General features: G+C 64.0%; 15 protein-coding genes. 8 read left to right on the forward strand and 7 right to left on the reverse strand.

Translation table 11 applies throughout. The features are described from left to right. Positions 1-54: 54 nt before the first annotated feature. On the reverse strand, positions 55-582 hold the full coding sequence (gene cobU, locus C7450_RS10155; protein ID WP_110374342.1) for a bifunctional adenosylcobinamide kinase/adenosylcobinamide-phosphate guanylyltransferase: 528 nt from the start codon (positions 580-582) through the stop codon (positions 55-57). Positions 583-1012: 430 nt separating this feature from the next. On the opposite strand from cobU, the gene C7450_RS10160 reads away from it, so the two are divergent. Together C7450_RS10160 and C7450_RS10165 are read left to right on the forward strand one after the other, a co-directional pair. Then, entirely contained in the window at positions 1013-2161 is a 1149-nt protein-coding gene (locus C7450_RS10160) for an aminotransferase (protein ID WP_110374343.1), read from the forward strand. Positions 2162-2240: 79 nt separating this feature from the next. After that, positions 2241-3338, forward strand: coding sequence for a polyamine ABC transporter substrate-binding protein (locus C7450_RS10165; protein ID WP_110374344.1), 1098 nt, complete (start codon positions 2241-2243; stop codon positions 3336-3338). A 184-nt stretch (positions 3339-3522) separates the two neighbouring features. Here the strand turns inward: C7450_RS10165 and C7450_RS10170 are convergent, their stop codons facing one another. Next, the gene (locus tag C7450_RS10170; protein WP_110374345.1) at positions 3523-3900 is read right to left on the reverse strand and encodes a hypothetical protein; all 378 of its coding nucleotides are present in this window, start codon (positions 3898-3900) and stop codon (positions 3523-3525) included. A 305-nt stretch (positions 3901-4205) separates the two neighbouring features. On the opposite strand from C7450_RS10170, the gene C7450_RS10175 reads away from it, so the two are divergent. Continuing rightward, positions 4206-5258, forward strand: coding sequence for a glucokinase (locus C7450_RS10175; protein ID WP_170147177.1), 1053 nt, complete (start codon positions 4206-4208; stop codon positions 5256-5258). A gap of 278 nt (positions 5259-5536) precedes the next feature. Further along, complete coding sequence (locus C7450_RS10180; protein ID WP_110374347.1) at positions 5537-6820, forward strand: ABC transporter substrate-binding protein; 1284 nt, start codon at positions 5537-5539, stop codon at positions 6818-6820. A gap of 79 nt (positions 6821-6899) precedes the next feature. On the opposite strand, the gene C7450_RS10185 is transcribed toward C7450_RS10180, so the two are convergent. Both C7450_RS10185 and C7450_RS10190 read right to left on the reverse strand, forming a co-directional pair. Next, positions 6900-7949, reverse strand: a complete 1050-nt coding sequence (locus tag C7450_RS10185; protein WP_110374348.1) for a succinylglutamate desuccinylase/aspartoacylase family protein — start codon at positions 7947-7949, stop codon at positions 6900-6902. Beyond that, a complete protein-coding gene (locus tag C7450_RS10190) occupies positions 7946-8989 on the reverse strand; it encodes a pyridoxal-phosphate dependent enzyme (protein WP_110374349.1) in 1044 nt (347 codons plus the stop codon). Before C7450_RS10190 ends, C7450_RS10185 begins: the two co-directional genes overlap by 4 nt. A 614-nt stretch (positions 8990-9603) precedes the next feature. On the opposite strand from C7450_RS10190, the gene C7450_RS10195 reads away from it, so the two are divergent. After that, a complete protein-coding gene (locus C7450_RS10195) occupies positions 9604-10587 on the forward strand; it encodes an SIS domain-containing protein (protein WP_170147178.1) in 984 nt (327 codons plus the stop codon). Positions 10588-11033: 446 nt separating this feature from the next. On the opposite strand, the gene C7450_RS10200 is transcribed toward C7450_RS10195, so the two are convergent. The 3 genes from C7450_RS10200 to C7450_RS10210 form a co-directional block, all read right to left on the reverse strand. After that, positions 11034-11906 (reverse strand): isocitrate lyase/phosphoenolpyruvate mutase family protein, encoded by an 873-nt coding sequence (locus tag C7450_RS10200; RefSeq protein ID WP_110374351.1) that lies wholly within the window; start codon positions 11904-11906, stop codon positions 11034-11036. Next, positions 11903-13117 (reverse strand): pyridoxal phosphate-dependent aminotransferase, encoded by a 1215-nt coding sequence (locus C7450_RS10205; RefSeq protein ID WP_170147179.1) that lies wholly within the window; start codon positions 13115-13117, stop codon positions 11903-11905. The genes C7450_RS10200 and C7450_RS10205 overlap by 4 nt, the downstream gene beginning before the upstream one ends. A gap of 179 nt (positions 13118-13296) precedes the next feature. Continuing rightward, complete coding sequence (locus C7450_RS10210; protein ID WP_210206417.1) at positions 13297-14211, reverse strand: LysR family transcriptional regulator; 915 nt, start codon at positions 14209-14211, stop codon at positions 13297-13299. A gap of 136 nt (positions 14212-14347) precedes the next feature. Between C7450_RS10210 and C7450_RS10215 the strand changes: the two genes are divergently transcribed. From C7450_RS10215 to C7450_RS10225, 3 genes are read left to right on the forward strand one after another with little or no spacing between them, the layout of a single operon-like run. Continuing rightward, the gene (locus C7450_RS10215; RefSeq protein ID WP_110374353.1) at positions 14348-15868 is read left to right on the forward strand and encodes an alkaline phosphatase family protein; all 1521 of its coding nucleotides are present in this window, start codon (positions 14348-14350) and stop codon (positions 15866-15868) included. Continuing rightward, complete coding sequence (locus C7450_RS10220; RefSeq protein WP_110374354.1) at positions 15865-17040, forward strand: ABC transporter ATP-binding protein; 1176 nt, start codon at positions 15865-15867, stop codon at positions 17038-17040. The genes C7450_RS10215 and C7450_RS10220 overlap by 4 nt, the downstream gene beginning before the upstream one ends. Then, positions 17040-17999, forward strand: a complete 960-nt coding sequence (locus tag C7450_RS10225; protein WP_110374355.1) for a carbohydrate ABC transporter permease — start codon at positions 17040-17042, stop codon at positions 17997-17999. The genes C7450_RS10220 and C7450_RS10225 overlap by 1 nt, the downstream gene beginning before the upstream one ends. Positions 18000-18009 lie beyond the last annotated feature (10 nt).

Raw genomic sequence — 18009 nt, forward strand, 5'->3', positions numbered from 1 at the left:
TCCTCTGACAATCTTGCCTCGGGATATCCCGCGCGGGGTGGTCGCGAAACGGACCTATTTCAGCTTCAGGGGCAGGCCGGCCGCGACCATGATGACCTCATCGGCAACGGCGGCGACACGCTGGTTGATGAGGCCGGCCTGGTCGCGAAAGGCGCGCGCCAGGGCATTGTCCGGCACGATGCCGAGACCGACCTCGTTGCTGACGATGACGACGGGGCGGTCATTGGCCTCCAGCCGGGTGATCAGCCGGTCGCATTCGCCGCTGACATCGTATTCCGCCAGCATGACATTCGTCAGCCACAGCGTCAGGCAGTCGATCAACATCGGTACGCCCGGCGGCGCATCATCCATGACCGCGACGATGTCGATGGGCTCCTCGCGGGTGATCCATCCCTCGCCCCGGCGGTCGCGGTGCTGGGCGATGCGCGCGGCCATCTCGTCGTCGCGAGGCTCGCTTGTGGCGAGGTAGATCCATGGCGGCGGCAGCGACGTGATGCGGGCTTCGGCTGTGCGGCTCTTGCCGGAGCGAGCGCCGCCGAGGATCAGGGACAGGAAGGGACGTGGTGGACTAGCCTGGGGCATCAGCCATTGGTCTCACGCCCATCGGCGCAATGCAAGGCGCGCGCGCGTTCCAAAACAGGAACCGGCCCGGCAGGTTCGCAAGGCTGGGAGGGGGCACCGGAGAACGGTCCAGCCACACGGCCCTGCCGAGCCGATCGACAATCCTTCGTCCCTGCCGCATGTGAAGTCAAACGGAGCCGGGCGCCGATCGGCAGGCCTGCATTTAAACCGGCGCCGGGCTGTGCGTTGGCACACGCCGGCATGCACCTGCGACGAAACGCGAACGGTATGTCGCAATGGACCGACAGGGCGGCAACGGATCGACAGGGGCAAGGGATCGACAGGGGCAAGGGATCGACCCGGCCCGGCTTGCGCGGCACCGGCGCGCGAAGCCCGTTTCGCCGCCTATCCAGCGGTGATAAGGCTGAAGCGTTTCAAGAGGCCGAGCTCCATGAACCGCATTTTCTCCTCCCTCCCCACGACTGTCTTCGAAGCCATGTCGCAGCTTGCCCGCGAGACGGGCGCGGTCAATCTGGGGCAAGGTTTTCCGGATGGGGCGGGGCCGGACGACGTCCGGGCCAAGGCCGCGGAGGCTGTCGTGTCCGGCTGGAACCAGTATCCGCCGATGATGGGCCTGCCGGAATTGCGCCAGGCCGTGGCGGATCATTATGCCCATCATCAGGGGCTCGACCTCTCGGCGGATGAGGTGATGGTGACATCCGGCGCCACGGAGGCGATCGCCGGGGCCTTGTTCGCGCTCATCGAGCCGGGCGACGAGGTCGTGCTCTTTGAACCCATGTACGACGCCTACCTTCCCCTGGTACGGCGCGCCGGCGGGGTGCCCCGCTTCGTGTCCCTTAAGCCGCCGCATTGGCGCCTGACGGAGGAGGCACTCACGGCTGCCTTCTCGGACAAGACCCGGGTCGTCCTCTTCAACAATCCGCTGAACCCGTCCGCCGTTGTCTTTCCCGACGAGGACCTCGCCTTGCTCGCCCAGTTCTGCGTCAAGCACGACGCCATCGCGGTCTGCGACGAGGTCTGGGAACATGTGGTGTTCGATGGGCGCCGCCATCGCCCGCTGATGGCGGAGCCCGGCATGCGCGAGCGCACCGTGAAGATCGGCTCGGCGGGCAAGATCTTCTCACTCACCGGCTGGAAGGTGGGCTTTGCCTGCGCGGCGCCCGACATCCTCAAGGTGCTGGCCAAGGCGCACCAGTTCCTGACCTTCACGACAGCCCCCAACCTGCAGGCGGCGGTGGCCTACGGGCTTGGCAAGCCGGACGACTATTTCACCGGCATGCGGGCGGATTTCGAGCGCAGCCGGGATCGCTTCAGCCGCGGCCTCATGGAGCGTGGTTTCACCGTGCTGCCGAGCCACGGCACCTATTTCCTCAATGTCGACATCGCGCCGCTCGGCGAGGTGGATGATGTCGATTTCTGCAAGCGCCTCGTCACAGAGCGTGGGGTTGCGGCCATACCGGTGTCCGCCTTCTATGCGGAGGGCGCGGTGCGCACGGTGGCGCGCTTCTGTTTCGCCAAAACCGACGCGACGCTCGACCGCGCCCTGGAACGCTTGGAAGGCCTTGTACAGCGCCGTTGAACTCCCGCACATTGTCTGGCACCACTCGTCTATCAATGCGTTCTGAAACGCGCCTCACTCCAGCTTGGGAACAGCCGGCATGATCCGTTCTCTGATGCTCCGCTCCTTGGTGTCGCTCGCCGCACTGGCGGCCGCCGGGGCCGCCATTGCGCAGGATAAGACCGTCAACGTCTATAACTGGTCCGACTATATCGACCCGACCGTGCTTGAGGATTTCACGAAGGAGACCGGGATCAAGGTCGTCTACGACACCTACGACAACAATGAGATCGTCGAGACGAAACTGCTCGCCGGCAAATCCGGCTACGACATCGTGGTGCCGTCCGGGCCGTTCCTGCAGCGCGAGATCAAGGCCAAGGTCTTCCAGCCGCTCGACAAGTCGAAGATCCCCAATCTCGTCAATATGTGGCCGGACGTGACCAAGAAGCTCACCGTGTTCGACCCCGGCAATGTCTATGCCGTCAACTACATGTGGGGCACCACGGGCATCGGCCTGAATGTCGACAAGGTGAAGGAGCGCCTCGGGGATGTGCCGCTCAACACCTGGGATCTCGTGCTGAAGCCCGAGATCGCGGCGAAATTGAAGGATTGCGGCATCTATATGCTGGATTCCCCGGAGGATCTTTTTCCGGGCGTGCTGAACTACGTCGGCCTCAATCCCGATTCGAAGGACGCGAAGGACCTTAACAAGGCGGCTGACGCGCTGATGAAAGTGCGCGGCAACATCCGCAAGTTTCACTCGTCCGAATATATCAACGCGCTCGCCAACGGCGACATCTGCGTGGCAGTCGGGTATTCCGGCGATATCGTCCAGGCCAAGGCCCGGGCCGAGGAAGCCAAGAACGGCGTCAACATCAGCTATGTCATTCCGAAGGAAGGCGCGCTGATGTGGTTCGATTCCATGGCCATCCCCGCTGACGCCAAGAACGTCGCGGAGGCGCATGCCTTCATCGATTTCATGAACAGGCCGGAGATCGCGGCGCGCAACGCCAATGCCGTCCACTATGCGAGCGGCAATCTCGCGGCGAAGAAGAACGTGGACCCTGCCATCCTCAACGATCCCGGCATCTATCCGGATGAACAGACCATGTCGCGCCTGTTCACCAACACCGCCTATAACGAGCAGGCCCAGCGCACCGTGACGCGTCTGTGGACGCGGATCAAGACCGGACGCTGAGGCAGCGCGCCAATCGCCTTCGCATGGTCGTGATGGGCAGTCGGGCCACGGCCGTGTTGCCGGGCGCGGGTGGGGCTTTCGGCAAGGCGATTGCCCTCACCCCACCCCTCTCCCCCGCAAGGAGAGGGCGACCGGTGGCGGCGGTTGGGACAGGGGGCTTCCCGGAGGGGCCTGCCCTCCTATCTCACGGCTTGGCGCAGCGGGCGCGAATCAGCACTTCGAAATCAGCGACCGACCCGTCCATCTGCGCCACGTTTTCCTGGCGCTCGCGCCCGGTGGTGCAGCGGGCAAAGGTCTTGCTCGCCTGGCGCATGACATCGATATGCTTGCGATAGGCCGCGCATTTCGCCTCATCGGTTGCCTGCCCGGCGGCTTCCAGATCACGCAAGGCGTTGCGCAGGGTCGAGTCGAGCACGAAGAGGTCGCGCTTGCATGCGGCGGTGCCCGCTTGCGCCTGGGCGGCATGCGGCGCGAAGCCGAGACTGAGGACGAGGCCGGCGAGGCCCACGCGCAGATAGTGCGCGGCTCCCACGCCCTTCGAGCCTGTCGTTGCGGAAGGCATCCGTCATTATCCTCTCTGTGTTCCGATACGATTCCCTATGCAATAGCCTGATCCTGGCCTCCTGACACTTGGTCGCCCGGGCTGTTGCGCGATATTTCTGCCGCGCGCCCTGCCAGATGCCGTCAATCGTGCCGATCATGCGCTTGACCCTGCCCTGCCAAAGCGGGACAAGCGGGCAGGTGGCGCAAAGCCAGACGTATCCTGTCCGGGATGGGCGGCGAAGGCCGGGCGGCAGAACCCAAATGAAACCTTCTTCGCAGCCTTCTTTGCAACCTTTTTGGCAATTTTCTCGTTTCAAAGGGACGATGACGGCACAATTTCCCCACCCCGTCCTGGTCGGCGACGTCGGCGGCACCAATGCGCGGTTTGCACGCGTCGAGACCCCCGGCGCGCCGCTCGAAGCCTCCGTCCAACTGCATACCCATGACCATGCGTGTGCCCGTGACGGCGTTGTCGCGGCGATCGCGGCGATGCGCGGCCGCCCTGCGGCGGGAGTATCGGCGGGGGGAGCATCCGCGGGTTTGCCGGCGCCCCGCTCCATGATCGTCTGTGGCGCCGGCCCGCTGGTGGAAGGCCGCATCCAGCTCACCAATGCAGGCTGGGTGCTCGACCAGCAGGCGCTGCTCGATGAGCTTGGCCTGGAGGAATGCCTCCTGCTCAACGATTTCGAGGCGCAGGCCCTGTCGCTGCCGGCCCTGCCGCCTGAGGCGCTGCATCGCATCACGCCCGATCTGGCGCCGGGCGAAGGCACGCGGGTTATCCTTGGTCCGGGCACGGGGCTCGGTGTCGCTGGCCTCATCGCGAGCGGCGGCCAGTTCACGCCGGTGGCGAGCGAAGGCGGGCATGTGGATTTCGGCCCGGTCACCGATGAGGACTATCGTCTCTGGCCGCTTATCGAGCGGGTGGACGGCCGCGTGACGGCTGAATGCCTGCTGTCCGGCCCGGGTCTTTTGCGGATCTACAGGGCGCAATGCGCCGTTGCAGGGCGGGATCCGCGCTATAACGAAACGCCACCGCTCGTTGAAGCGGCGGTCGGCGGCAGCGACCCCCTGGCGCGCGATACGGTGCGGCTGTTCCTCGCGATCCTGGCGCGCTTTGCCGGAGACGTTGCGCTGACCTTCGGCGCGCGGGGCGGCGTTTACCTGTCCGGCGGGATCCTGCCGAGGATCCAGTCCCTGATCGATCCGGCGGCCTTTGGCGCCATCTTCGCCGACAAGGCGCCGGTGGATGGCTTCATGCGGCGCATTGCGGCCGTTCTCGTGATGGAACCGAAAGGTGTCCTGCTCGGCATGGCCGCCCTCGCGGCGACGCCGGAGCGCTACCGGCTGGACTGGAAGGGGAGGCTCGCCCGTCGCTGACGGCTGCGGGGCGGGCCGCGTCCGGTGATTGTGATCGGTCATTTCGATGTAGTTTAATTACATTATTGGGGGATAATCCGTCGCGATTTCCCCATTGAAGCGCGGTTGCAATGTAATTATTCTACGACACGACCCCTTGAATGGCCCTGCTCTCCACATCCGGATATGCTCGGCAGATAATCTGGTAATCTGGCGATGCGCGGGTGGGTTACGGCAGAATAAAGCCACGCCACGGGCAGATGGGCAGGCGCGCCATGCAGCCTGCAGGAGGGAACATTATGAGCGTGACGAGACGGACTTTTCTCACAACGGGGGCCGCGACGGCGGCGCTTCTGCCCTTCGCGGGCCCGCTGCGCGCTGACGGCAAGCAGATCAACGTATTCGCGCATCGCGTGATGCAGAACGTCTCCAACGGCACCAAGGGAGGCGACGTCACCCAGGCCTTCACCAAGGCAACGGGTGACACGGTCAACTGGGTTACGTTCGAGACCGGGCCGTTGCACGACCGGCTGTTCCGCGAGGCTTCGCTCTCGGAATCCACCGTCGATGTCGCCTTCATCCTCAATACCTATGCGACGCCGCGCATCGCCAAGCTCTTCGAGCCGCTTGGCCCGCGCATGGCGAAAGATCCGGTCGAGGATCCGAATGATCTGTTCCCGGGACTCGTCAAGGGCGTGACCATCGACAACGAACTCTATGCGGTGCCGTTCCGTCATGCCTCGACGGGGTTGCATTACAATGAGGAGATCTTCGCCGAGCGGGGCATCAAGGGGCCGCCTCAGACCATCGAGGAATTCGTCGAAGTCGCGAAGAAATGCACCTATACCCGGCCGGACGGCACGCCCGTCGTCGGCTTCATCCTGCCGGGGGTCGCCTATCCCGAGGTCATCGCGCTCGCCCGCGCCTGGGACGCGGATTTCATCACCCCCGACATGAAGGTCGTCGCCAATTCCAAGGAGATGGTGGCGGCGCTCACCATGATCCGGGATCTCTACACGTCAGGTGCGGTGCCCAAGAACCTGACGAGCATGAAGGCCGAAGACGCCAATACCTGGATGCAGCAGGGCCGCGCGGCCATGGCGGCGAGCTCGATGAGCCGCAATGGCCTCTATAACGACCCCGCCAAGTCGCAGGTCGCCGGCAAGATCAAGACCACTTATTTCCCGATCGCCGAGGCGCTGAAGGGCAAATACGAGGTGGCGCCCACCAAGGTCGAGTTCTGGAGCATGGCGATCCCGAAGAACTCCAAGAACAAGGACCTTGCCTGGGCCTTCATCAAGGCAATGTCGTCGAAAGATGCGACGCTTGCCGCGGCGCTCAACGGCAACGGGCCGGTGCGCAACTCCACCTATGACGACCCGCGCATCAAGGCGGCGCTGCCCTATGCCGACGCCGAGCGCAAGGTGCTCAAGGTCTCGCGCGTGCCGCTGCCGGCGTTCGACAACGCCGCGCGTGCGGCCGACCTGTTCAAGGAGCAGGCCGAGACCGTGGTGCTTGGCATGAAGACGCCGCAGCAGGCCATGGATGAGCTGACGGTGACTGTCCAGAAACTGATCAGCTGACCGCAGTGGAATAAGAGGGGAGGGGCGCGGTCATTCCGGGCCTAGCCTGGATGACCGCGCCCGCGACAGGCTCGCGGCCTCAGATCCCGTCGATCAGGGCCTCGCGCGTGGTATCCTCGCCCAGATGGACCAGGACGTCCCCCGGCTCCGCAAGGGCGGGGACGCGCCTGCAGATGACGAGGCCGGCGGCTGCGAAATGCACCGGCTCCGGTGCACGGTCAGGCCGTTCGGGGTCGCTCAGCCAGCCGGCCACGTCGCCGGCCGCGACCCTGTCGCCCAACATGAAGGCGGGCTCGAACAGCCCGCGCCCCGGCGCGCGCAGGAAATGCTCGCCGGCGACCGCGAGAAGGCGCGTCGATGGGGCGTCCGGCGCTCGCGCCAAGGCGGCATCCCCCGGGAGGATACCCATATGGCCAAGCGCGCGGCGCAGGCCGTCAGCCGCGATGGCGACGGTCTGGCGCGTGACGCCGCCGCTGCCGCCGAGTTCCGTCGCCATGGCAGCGACGCCTGCATCGAGGGCGGCCGCGACGAGCGTTCCTTTGGCCTCGGGGCGTTTCACCACCGCGGTCACCGGAGCCCCGAAGGCGGCCAGCAGGTCGAGCACGCGTGCTGCGAGGGCCCTATCGGTCGGCAGCCGGCCGAAGGCACAGGGCAGATAGTCGAGAGTGCTGCCGCCGCTGTGAAAGTCCAGGAGATAATCCGCAGCGGGAAGGAGCAGGCGCGTGATGCCTTCGGCGATCTGGCTGGTCGGGCCGCCGTTCGCCTCGCCGGGGAACAGGCGCGCGAGATTGCCGCCGTCGATGGGCGAGGTGCGCCGGCCGGCCTGCGCCGCCGGCGGGTTGGCGGTGGGCACGATGATGAGCCGGCCGTTGATGTCGCCGGGCGCGAGCTCACGGGCCAGCGCGCCGAGGACGATCGGGCCCTCATACTCATCGCCGTGGACGCCGCCTGTGCAAAGGGCGGTTGGTCCCGGACCGCCGTTGATCACGACGACCGGAATGACGATCTGGCCATAGGCGGAACGGTCATGCGACCAGGGCAGGCGGAGCGCACCGACGTGGCGCCCGGGCTGGTCGAGCGGGATGTCGAGCCGCGCCGGTCCGACGGAAGCCCCTGACGGCGTGCTCATGCCGCTGCTTCCCCAGTGAAGGTTTCTCCCGCGAAGGCATCCGCATGGGTGAACAGCCCGGGCGTGCCACCGGAATGCAGGAAGACGACAGAGTGATGCGGCTGGAGCACGCCCGTGCGTAGGGCTGTGACGATGCCGGCCATGCCCTTGCCGGTGTAGACGGGGTCGAGCACGAGGCCTTCCGTGCGTCCGGCAAGCCTTACGGCGGCGACGCTGGCCGGCGAGGGCTTGCCGTAGCCGGGCGCGATTTCGCTGTCGATGATGTCGAAGTCATCCTCCGTGAGCCGGGTGCTGATGTCCAACAGGGTCGAAGCTTCGCCCGCCGTGCTCGAGATCCAGGCCTTGAGGCGTGGCGCCGGCTGCTGGGCGCTGATGCCGAGGAGCCGCGTGCGGCAGCCGAGATGCTTGAATCCGAGGGCGAGGCCCGCCAATGAAAGGCCGGAGCCGCAGACCGCCACCATGACGTCCGGCACCGCACCCCGCGCCTCGAAATCCTTCATGAGTTCGGCCGCCCCGGACATCCAGCCGCAGACGCCGACCGCCGCGCTCACGCCGGTGAGCTGCACGATGAAAGGCTTGCGCCCTTGCGCCGCATAGCCCGCGGCGATCGCGGTCATTTCGTCGGCGACTGCCGTGTCCCATGGGTCGGTCACGGCCGTGAAGGTGACAGTCGCGCCGAACAGGTTATCCAGGAGCAGATTGCCCACCATCTCCGTGCCCATAGCCGCGCGGAGATGGAGATGGCAGCCAAGGCCGAGCTTGGCGGCGGCGCCGGCCAGCGAGCGGCAGAAGTTGGACTGGCTGCCCGCCGTGGTGATCAGGATATCGGCTCCCGCCGCCAGCGCCTCCGCCAGGATGAAATCGAGCTGCCGCAGCTTGTTGCCGCCCAGCGCATAGCCGGCCATGTCCTCGCGCTTGATCGCGAGGCGGGCGATGCCCAGGGCCCGCGCCAGCCGCGGGGCTTCATCGAGCGGTGTCGGCAGGCGTGCCAGCGCAAGACGCTCAAGACCGGTGGTCGGATCACGCAGGGTCGAAGGCATGGCCGTTTCCTGAATTGTTCTGGTTGTCCCGGATGAAGTCGAGGTGAAGGATGTCGTCGTCCTGACGGAGGGCTGCGGCCTGGAGACAACGGTCCAATTGCTTGCATCTCGGCTCCAGAATCGCTGCCACCTGTCCAGACGGCGATGCCGAGCATATAACGTCGCTGCAGCGGTCGCGAGGGATTTGTAGTTTTATTACTTAACCTCTATGGCCTCAGCTTCCCCAAGTGTGGCTCGCAATAATCTCCATAATTTATCGATCTAATCGCAGAGGCCTACGATCTCTTGGTATTGTACCCAATTTTCATAGGGACGTTATCAGCTCCCCTCCGGCGGCCCGAAATCTGGGGATTGAAACGCCGAGCCCTTTTTGAAAGATAAATCTTATGTATCAATCTTTGGTTTGATCATGAAGCTCCCTGCGTCAATGAACCTTCAGTCATTCATGTGTGATTTCTGGAGGAAAATTACATCCGCTCGGCCTCGACGTCGAAGCGGCTGGGGTTGGTGCAGGTCGCGCGATGATGAGGGCTCATCAGGTTGCACTTTTGAGCGGCAGAGAAGGGTCACGCGTCGATCACGAGGTGAAATTGCAACGCGACCGAGGGGGGGCTATGGCTCCGGATCATTCTGATGTTGCACCCGGCCGTGGGCCCATTGCGAGGGCTAACGAGCCACTGACGCAGGACGCGTCACACTTCCTGGACAAGATCGCAGCCCGCCGCGCGCAATTGTCTCCATCGGAGCGTAAGGTCGCTGATTTTGTTCTGGATCATCCGGAGCGCATCATTCGCATGTCGATCGCCGAGCTTGCCGCATCGGTGGGCGTGAGCCAGCCGACGGTGCTACGCTTCGTCCGTTCCGTCGGCCTGTCACGCTATCCCGATCTCAAGCTCCTGACCGGCCAGAGCATCGTCTCCGGCACGCCCTATCTGCACAGCGAGGTGCGGGCGCAGGACACGCTGGACGAGGTTGCAAACAAGATCTTCGATTCGAGCATCCATGTGCTCAATGCAGTCCGGCAATCGATCGACCGGGAGGCCTTGACGCGAGCCGTGCAGACGATCGCCACTGCGCGGCGGATCGATTGCTTCGGAGCGGGGGCCGCCAGCATCCTGGCCATCGAGGCGCAGCACAAGCTCATGCGCCTCGGCCTGCCCGTGGTCTCCTATGTCGACACGCATCTCCAGCGCATGGCCGCGGCCACCTTGGGCTCCGGCGATGTGGTTCTGTGCTTCTCCCATACGGGCGAGATCCGCGACACGCTGAAGATGGCCAACAAGGCGCGGGAGGTCGGCGCGCGCGTCATTGCCCTGACCCGGCCGGGCACGGCACTCGCCGCCGCGGCGCATATCCTGCTCGCCATCGACGCGCATGAGAATACGGAGGTCTATGCGCCCATGACCTCACGGATCGCCCATGCGGTGCTCTTGGATATCATCGTCACGGCCGTTGCACTGCATTTCGGCGAGCCGATGCTGAAGCGTCTGCGCGACGTCAAGGACAGCCTTGCCGATCTCCGCCTACCGACGGGGCCGGCTTCGCCGGGCAGACAAGGCCTCCCTGGCAAGATGCCGCCGGGCCGGCGCGGGGCGTGATCCCGCGGCTCGCGCGGCGGTGAGGCGTGCAGGCCGGTAGGGCACGATACTGCGGATCCGAAGCGACGGAAATAAAGCTAGATTTCACTGCCGCACTATGTCGTAAGCGCTTCTGTCCCGGCGGCATAAGGCCTACGCAAGGTCAGGGATCGGTTGGGAGAGCCGCTGCCGGGGGCAACTGTGTTGCTCATGCGAGCGCGATGGGCGTTCTGGCCCTGAGCATGGCGTTGAGGATGACGAACAACTGGCGGGCGACGGCGATAAGGATTGTCTTGGGCGCCTTGCCCTTCTGGCGCATCCGATACCGGAGGGAAGAACCGGGCGGGAGACAATCCGGACCATTGGCCCCAGCGTCATTGACCCCAGCGTTCGCGCATCCGGGCAGTGTTGTCCGCTGGAACGCCGGTCGAAATCGCAGTCGTCGCGGCCCGGCCGTCATAAGCATCCTATTTCAGGAAGCGCCGCTCGCTCGCTTTTTCCGCATCCATATCCTGAAGGCCAAATATGTCCTCGACCGATGCGATGTTCTTGCTGACGCTTTCGGCACTGCCATCGGCGATGATGCGACGGAACGCGTCTCGCATCGCGGTTACGGCCGCGCGCAGTCCGTGATTGCCGTATATTACCACCGCGATCCTGCCGAGGGCGCGAATGCGCTTTTCGTCGAGATCGGGATAGGATGTCGGGACGAGTACGAGCGGCGCGTTGCCCCGCCAGGCACGTACGAAGCTTTCGATTTCCTCCGGCGTCTGCCGTTTCGAATGGATGAGGATCATGTCGGCGCCGGCCGCCTCGTAGGCGGCCGCGCGTGCCAACGCTTCCTCCTCTCCGAGGCCGGCGATCAGCGCCTCGGTTCGCGCAATCACGAGGAAGCCCGGGTCGGTCCGGCTTGCGACCGCGGCCTCGATCTTGCCCTCAAATTCCTCGATGCGGACGAGGTCTTGACGCCCGCCGGCGACAAGGCTGGTGACTTTCGGAAAGGTCTTGTCTTCGATAACCACCGCGGCCGCGCCGGCGCGCTCGTATTCGCGAACGGCATGAATGACGTTGATGGCGTTGCCGAAGCCGGTATCGATGTCAGCGATGATAGGCAGGGAAACCCGCCCTGCCATCGCCCGCAGCATGTCGAGGTGCTGCGTCATCGTAACGAGGCTCATATCGGCAAGCCCATAGAGGGCGGAGAGTTCGAAGCCGGACGCCCATATCGCGTCGAAGCCCGCCTCCTCTGCCAGGAGAGCGGACAGAGGACTGTGTGCCGCGATCGCGCGGATGAGGCCGCGCTCGGCAATCTTCGCTTTGAGTGCGCCTGGATTGCTCATGGCCGGCTTCCTTCGCGCAGCGCCGCACAGGCGGCGATGATCCTGTCGCAGGCGCGTTTGAGATCGGTCGCGTTTGCGGCATAGGAGATACGGATGTAAGGCGAGGCCATGAAGCCGCTGCCTGGCACGACGGCAACGGCGAAAGCGCTGAGAAGGTACATGGCGAAATCGGTATCGGTCTCGATCAATGCCCCGTCGGTCGTTCGTTTGCCGATCACGCCCGTACAGTTGGCGAAAACGTAGAATGCACCCTGCGGCGTCTCGCAGGTCAGGCCCTGCGCCAAACTGAGTGCTGCAACCACCAGATCGCGCCGCTTGCGGAAATCCGAGACGAAGCCGGCCAGATAGGCCTGATCGCCGCCGATCGCTTCGATTGCCGCATATTGCGAGATCGAGGAGGTATGGGACGAGGTCTGCCCCTGAATGGTGTTCATCGCTTTGATGAGCGCGCCGGGCCCGGCGCCGTAGCCAACCCGCCAGCCCGTCATGGCGTTGGTCTTCGATACGCCGTTCACAACGAGACATCGGCCTGCAAGATCGGGCGCCACTTCCGCCATGGTGGCGAAATTGATATCGTAAACGAGCTTTTCGTAGATGTCGTCGCAAAGCACATGCACATGCGGATGAAGGCGCAGCATCGCCGCCAACACCGCAAGATCGGCAGCGGAATAAACGGTTCCTGTCGGATTGTTCGGAGAATTGAGCAGCAACCATTTCGTGCGCGGTGTGATCGCCGCCGCAAGGTCATCGGGGCGAAGTTTGAACCCGTGCGACTCGATGCATGGCACCAGCACCGGCTTCCCGCCGGCAAGGACGACCATATCCGGATAGGACACCCAGCACGGCGTTGGAACGATCACCTCGTCGCCCGGATCGAGGCTCGCAAAGAGCGCGTTGAAGACCACCTGCTTGGCACCGCATCCGACGGTGATCTGGTCCAGGCCGAATTCGAGCCCATGATCGCGGCGGAACTTCTCCTGAATGGCTTCACGGAGCGGCATCATGCCGGCGACGGCCGTGTATCGCGTCTTGCCGGAGCGGATCGCCGAGATGCCCGCTTCCTGAATCGCCAACGGCGTGTCGAAATCCGGCTCGCCCTGGCTGAGAGCAATGATATCAGCCCCTGCGGCCTTCAATTCGGCCGCGCGCGCTGTCATCGTCTTGGTTTGCGAGGGGCGAACGAGTTCAAGGCGACGGGCAACGAGGGCCAAGGGGTTCCTCCGGTCAATAGACGGTCGCGCCTGATTGCAGCACGCAACGAAACAACTCGCTGTGATTACGGAACAGGCCGATGAGGCTATCTATCGACCGGCTCGGTGGTACAGGCTAGGCGCCCATCCGGCAAATCGATATATCGACTTATTTGATGCTGTTATCGCATTAGATGATTTCATGCAGAGCCCGCGCTGTTCTGGCGGAAGAGGCGGACGAGCCATCGACAGAACAGGCGGGCAAGTTGCGGATTGCCGCTTCGATCAACGGCATAGACACGGTAGACCATACCGCTTGGAACCCGTGTGCCGGGGATGACGGTCACGAGGCCATCACGGATCAAGTGACTGACGATGATCTCCGGCGCCACGAGAAGACAATTGCCATTGGCGATCGCCGGCAGCGCCAGATAGTGATGATCGTAACGCGCGCCTGAATGGATGTCGGCCGGTGTGAGGTTCATCGCCCGCAGCCAGGTCGGCAGGATATCCGGCCGGGAGGTGATGGTCAGCATGGGAGCCGCGTTGATGGTCGACGGGCCTTTACCCGCGACCAGCGCGGACGCGCCGACACAGACGAGCTGCTCTGAGTAGAGTTCCCATTGATCGGCTGGCTCGATAACGGAGAGATCGCGCGTGATCAGCACGTCGAACCCATCCCCTGCCGCGGGAGGCGACAGGGAATTGACGATATCGACGATCGCTCCTCCGTATTCCTTTGAGAATGCCTGAATGTTCGGAACGAGCAGGGTATAGGCGAGCGTGGTCAGCGATGTGCGCACCACAATCCTGTTCACTTCCCGCTGCGGCCTGCGGCGCATGCGTTGCGCGGTGTAGCAGATCGTGTCCAGCGGTTCGGTCACAACCGTTGCGAACAACCTGCCGAACTCGGTCAGCTCCGTGTCGCGACCACGTCGCTGGATCAGCTTCGCCCCGAGATAGTCTTCGAGATTGGCAAGGTAGCGGCTGACCGAGCTTTGGGTCATGCCGAGCGACCTGGCGGCACGTGTGACGCCGCGCTCGCGCGCGATGCTGACGAAGGCCCGTATGGCATTCAACGGCACGTCCAGTTGTTCGTCGGCCACCCTTCGCATCCTCCAACATCATACGCGCGCCATCGATCGATATTTTGACGCCTTAGATCACATTTCTCGATAGTCGTCATGTCATTGTCGTGGCAGGCGCATATTCGATTGGCGCAAGTAAAGCGACAACTAAAGGGGGTCATCAGTGAAATTTTTGGTTGTAAGCTTTGATGGCCTGCGCCCTGATCTGCTATCACGGCGACTGACCCCGAATATTGGCCGCCTTCAGTCCCTGGGCATGACCCTGTCCCGGCACCGGACGGTTTATCCGAGCGAAACAAGAGCCGCCTTCCCGAGCCTGGTTACCGGCGCAACGTCGAATATTCACGGCATGGTCGGCAACAAATTCGTTGATCGAGCCGTCGTCCCGAACCGGTATATCGACACCGCCGATGCCGACCTGCTGCGCCGCCTGGATCTGACAAGCGACGGGCGTCTGATGACAGCGCCGACCCTCGGCGAAATCCTGTATCGCGCCGGAAAATCCCTTGCGGTCCTGGCGACCAACACGCCGGGAACCACACGGCTGTTCAATCACAAGGCCGAGGATCTCGGCCATGTCCGGTTTTCCGGGCATTTCCGCGAAGCCTGCACGCCGGACGCTCTTCTCGCCCGCATCGAGGCTGAGGTCGGAGCCTTGCCGCCAGCTCCTGAAAAGGGAGCGCCGGACTTCGAAGGGCAGGTCTGGATCACCTCCGCATTCCTCGATGTCGTCTGGCCGACGATCCGTCCCGACGTGACGATCCTGTCCTATGGCGAGCCGGACACGACCTCTCATTTCCATGGAACGGCATCGGCAACCACGCGCTCCGTCATCGAATTGTGCGATGCCCAATTCGGCCGCATTCTTGATTGGTGGGAAGCGGAGGGGCAGTCGGACGGCGTTCAGCTGGTGATTTTGTCCGATCACGGACATATCACCGCCCACACCCGCGTTTCCGTTGGCTGTGAACTGCGTTCGGCGGGCTTCAACCCTGGTACCGCACCGGCGGCTGGCGTTGACGTGGTCATCGTGCCCGGCCAGGTCGGCGCGCTCTATCTGGCGGAACGCTCGCCCGCGAATCTCGACAGGCTGGTGGAGGTGCTGACGGAGCGCCCATGGTGCGGACCGATCTTCACGGCGCCGCGGAATACTGTCGAAGGCCTTGCGGCGGGTAGCTTCGCGTCGAGCCTCGTCTTCGCCGATCACGAACGCGCGCCGGACGTCTATTTTTCCTTCAAGGCCGACGACAGTATCGATGCTTTTGAAATGTCCGGCGGCACGTTCTACGACAATGATCGCGTCCCCGGCCTTGGCGTCCATGGCGGCCTTCATCCGAAGGAGCTCGCCGCCGTCGGGCTTGCTGCCGGCTCGGCCTTTCGCGGAGACGGGCTGGTCTCGGAAGTCCCTTCAGGCATCTGCGATATCGCGCCGACGATTCTTCATCTCCTCGGTTTGGCGATCCCCGCCTCAATGACCGGGCGCGTTCTCAGCGAAGTATTGGGGAATGCCGAGACGGCGGTCGCCGAGGATCTGCGGATCGAGCACGAGACGCTGGAAACCGGCCTGAACGCCTTCCGGCAGGAACTGCGGCGCGTTCACGTCGCGGGAACGATTTATCTCGATGGCGCGACTGCGGCCGCGACCAGCATTGTTTCCCAAGAGGCATTGGAGGTCGCGGAATGAGCAGCATTGTTTTCGATGAGATCGAGAAATCCTATGGCGCAACTGCCGTTCTGAAGAAGGTCTCCCTGTCGATCGCCGACGGTGAGTTCATGACTCTCCTTGGGCCGTCGGGCTGCGGAAAGTCGACGCTGCTGAGAATTTTGGCCGGGCTGGAGCTGCAGAACGCGGGAACCGTGTCGATCGGAGAGCTGCCGGTTGACGGCATCCGCCCGAAGGGGCGGGATGTGGCGATGGTGTTCCAATCCTATGCGCTTTACCCGCACATGACGGTTGGCAGCAATATGGGGCTGCCGCTTCGCATGCGGCGGCTGAACGCCTGGCAGCGCCTGCCTGTTGTCGGGCGGCTCCTGCCCGGCACGCACGCAACGACGCGGGATATCGCCGCCGAGGTGGCCAAGACGGCGGAGGCGCTCGGCATCGGCCATCTTCTCGATCGCAAGCCCGGGCAACTGTCGGGCGGCCAGCGGCAGCGCGTTGCGGTCGGCCGCGCCATGGTCCGGCATCCAGCCGTTTTCCTGATGGACGAACCGCTGTCGAACCTCGACGCCAAACTGCGCGTGCAAATGCGGGGTGAGATCAAGGAGCTGCACCAGCGCCTTGGTGTCACCTTCGTCTACGTGACCCATGACCAAGCCGAAGCGATGACGCTCTCCGACCGGGTGGCGGTCATGCTCGACGGCGAACTTTTGCAGGTCGCGCCGCCGCAGCGGATCTATGCCGATCCTGATGATCGCCGGGTGGCCGAGTTCATCGGCTCTCCGAAGATCAACATGCTCGAGGGCATCGTTCAGGAGCACGGCCGCGTCGCGGTTGCCGGCGCGACACTGAACTCCGCCATCGGCTGCACCGCCGGGACAGCGGTCAGCGTCGGGATCAGGCCGGAGGCGCTTCACCTCGATCCGCATGCGGGCATCGAGAGCTTCACCGGCTCGGTGCGGCTGGTGGAGCATTTGGGCTCGGACCTTTTCGTGCACCTCGATCTCGCCGGTCAGGATACACGCTTGATCGCACGGCTGCTTGCCGAACGCGCGCCGCATATTTCGATCGGCCAGACCCTGCATCTCGCCTCCGACCCCGAGCGCATCCTGTTCTTCGATGCGAACGGGCACCGCATTCGTCGGGATCATGAGACCCGCGCAGCGTCCGTCGCGCAATTGCGGGAATTGGCATGATGGCGGAAATCGTCCCCCTTCCGCGCGACCGGGCCACGAGCGTGCCGAGATCGGACAACTCCGGACCGCCTCTGGCAGTTCGCGCTCATCGTCTTGCTGAAATCGCGGTCGCCTGGGCGCTCGCCGGTCCCGCGCTCGGCCTGCTTGTGGCCCTGTTCATTCTGCCGGTTTTCGCCGTCTTCGCCATCGCGCTGACCGACTGGCAGTTCGGTGCAAGCACGATGTCCTTCGTCCGGTTCGCCAATTTCGCCGAAGTGTTTGCCGATCCGAGTTTCAGGGTGTCCCTGAAGAACACCATCGTCTATGTGCTGATCGTCGTGCCCGGCACCATCGTCCTCGGGCTTGTGATCGCGCTTTTGATCGAGAGCGGCAAGTGTCGCGCCTTCTACCGCGCCATCCACTTCCTGCCCTTCATGGCGACGCTCACAGCGATGGCGATCGCCTGGGAGGCGCTGCTGCATCCGACCATCGGGCTCCTGAACCAGGCGCTTTCCGCCATCGGTCTGCCGACGGCCAACTGGCTGCGCGACGAGAACACCGTGCTTCCCGTGCTCGCCGTCATCGGCATCTGGCAGAATCTCGGCTTTGCCATGGTGCTGTTCCTCGCAGGCCTCAAGGCCATCCCGCAGGATCTCTATGACGCCGCCGATATCGACGGCGCTGATCTCTGGCTCGACCGGCTCACAACCGTGACGCTGCCGATGCTCGGACCGGTGATGATGTTTGTCGTGATCGTCGTGGCGCTCAAAGCCTTCGAGGCCTTCGACACGGTGCAGATCCTCACCCAGGGCGGGCCGGGGCACGCTTCCGAGGTCCTGCTCTACACACTCTATCGCGAAAGCTTCCAGTATCTGCGCACCGGTTACGGCGCCGCCGTCACCATCGTCTTCCTCGTCATCGTCGTGGCGCTCACCCTCATCCAGGCTCGCGTCATGGACAAAAGGGTGCATTACCAATGAGCGTGACCCG

The sequence above is a fragment of the Chelatococcus asaccharovorans genome, assembly GCF_003201475.1.
Lineage (GTDB): Bacteria > Pseudomonadota > Alphaproteobacteria > Rhizobiales > Beijerinckiaceae > Chelatococcus > Chelatococcus asaccharovorans.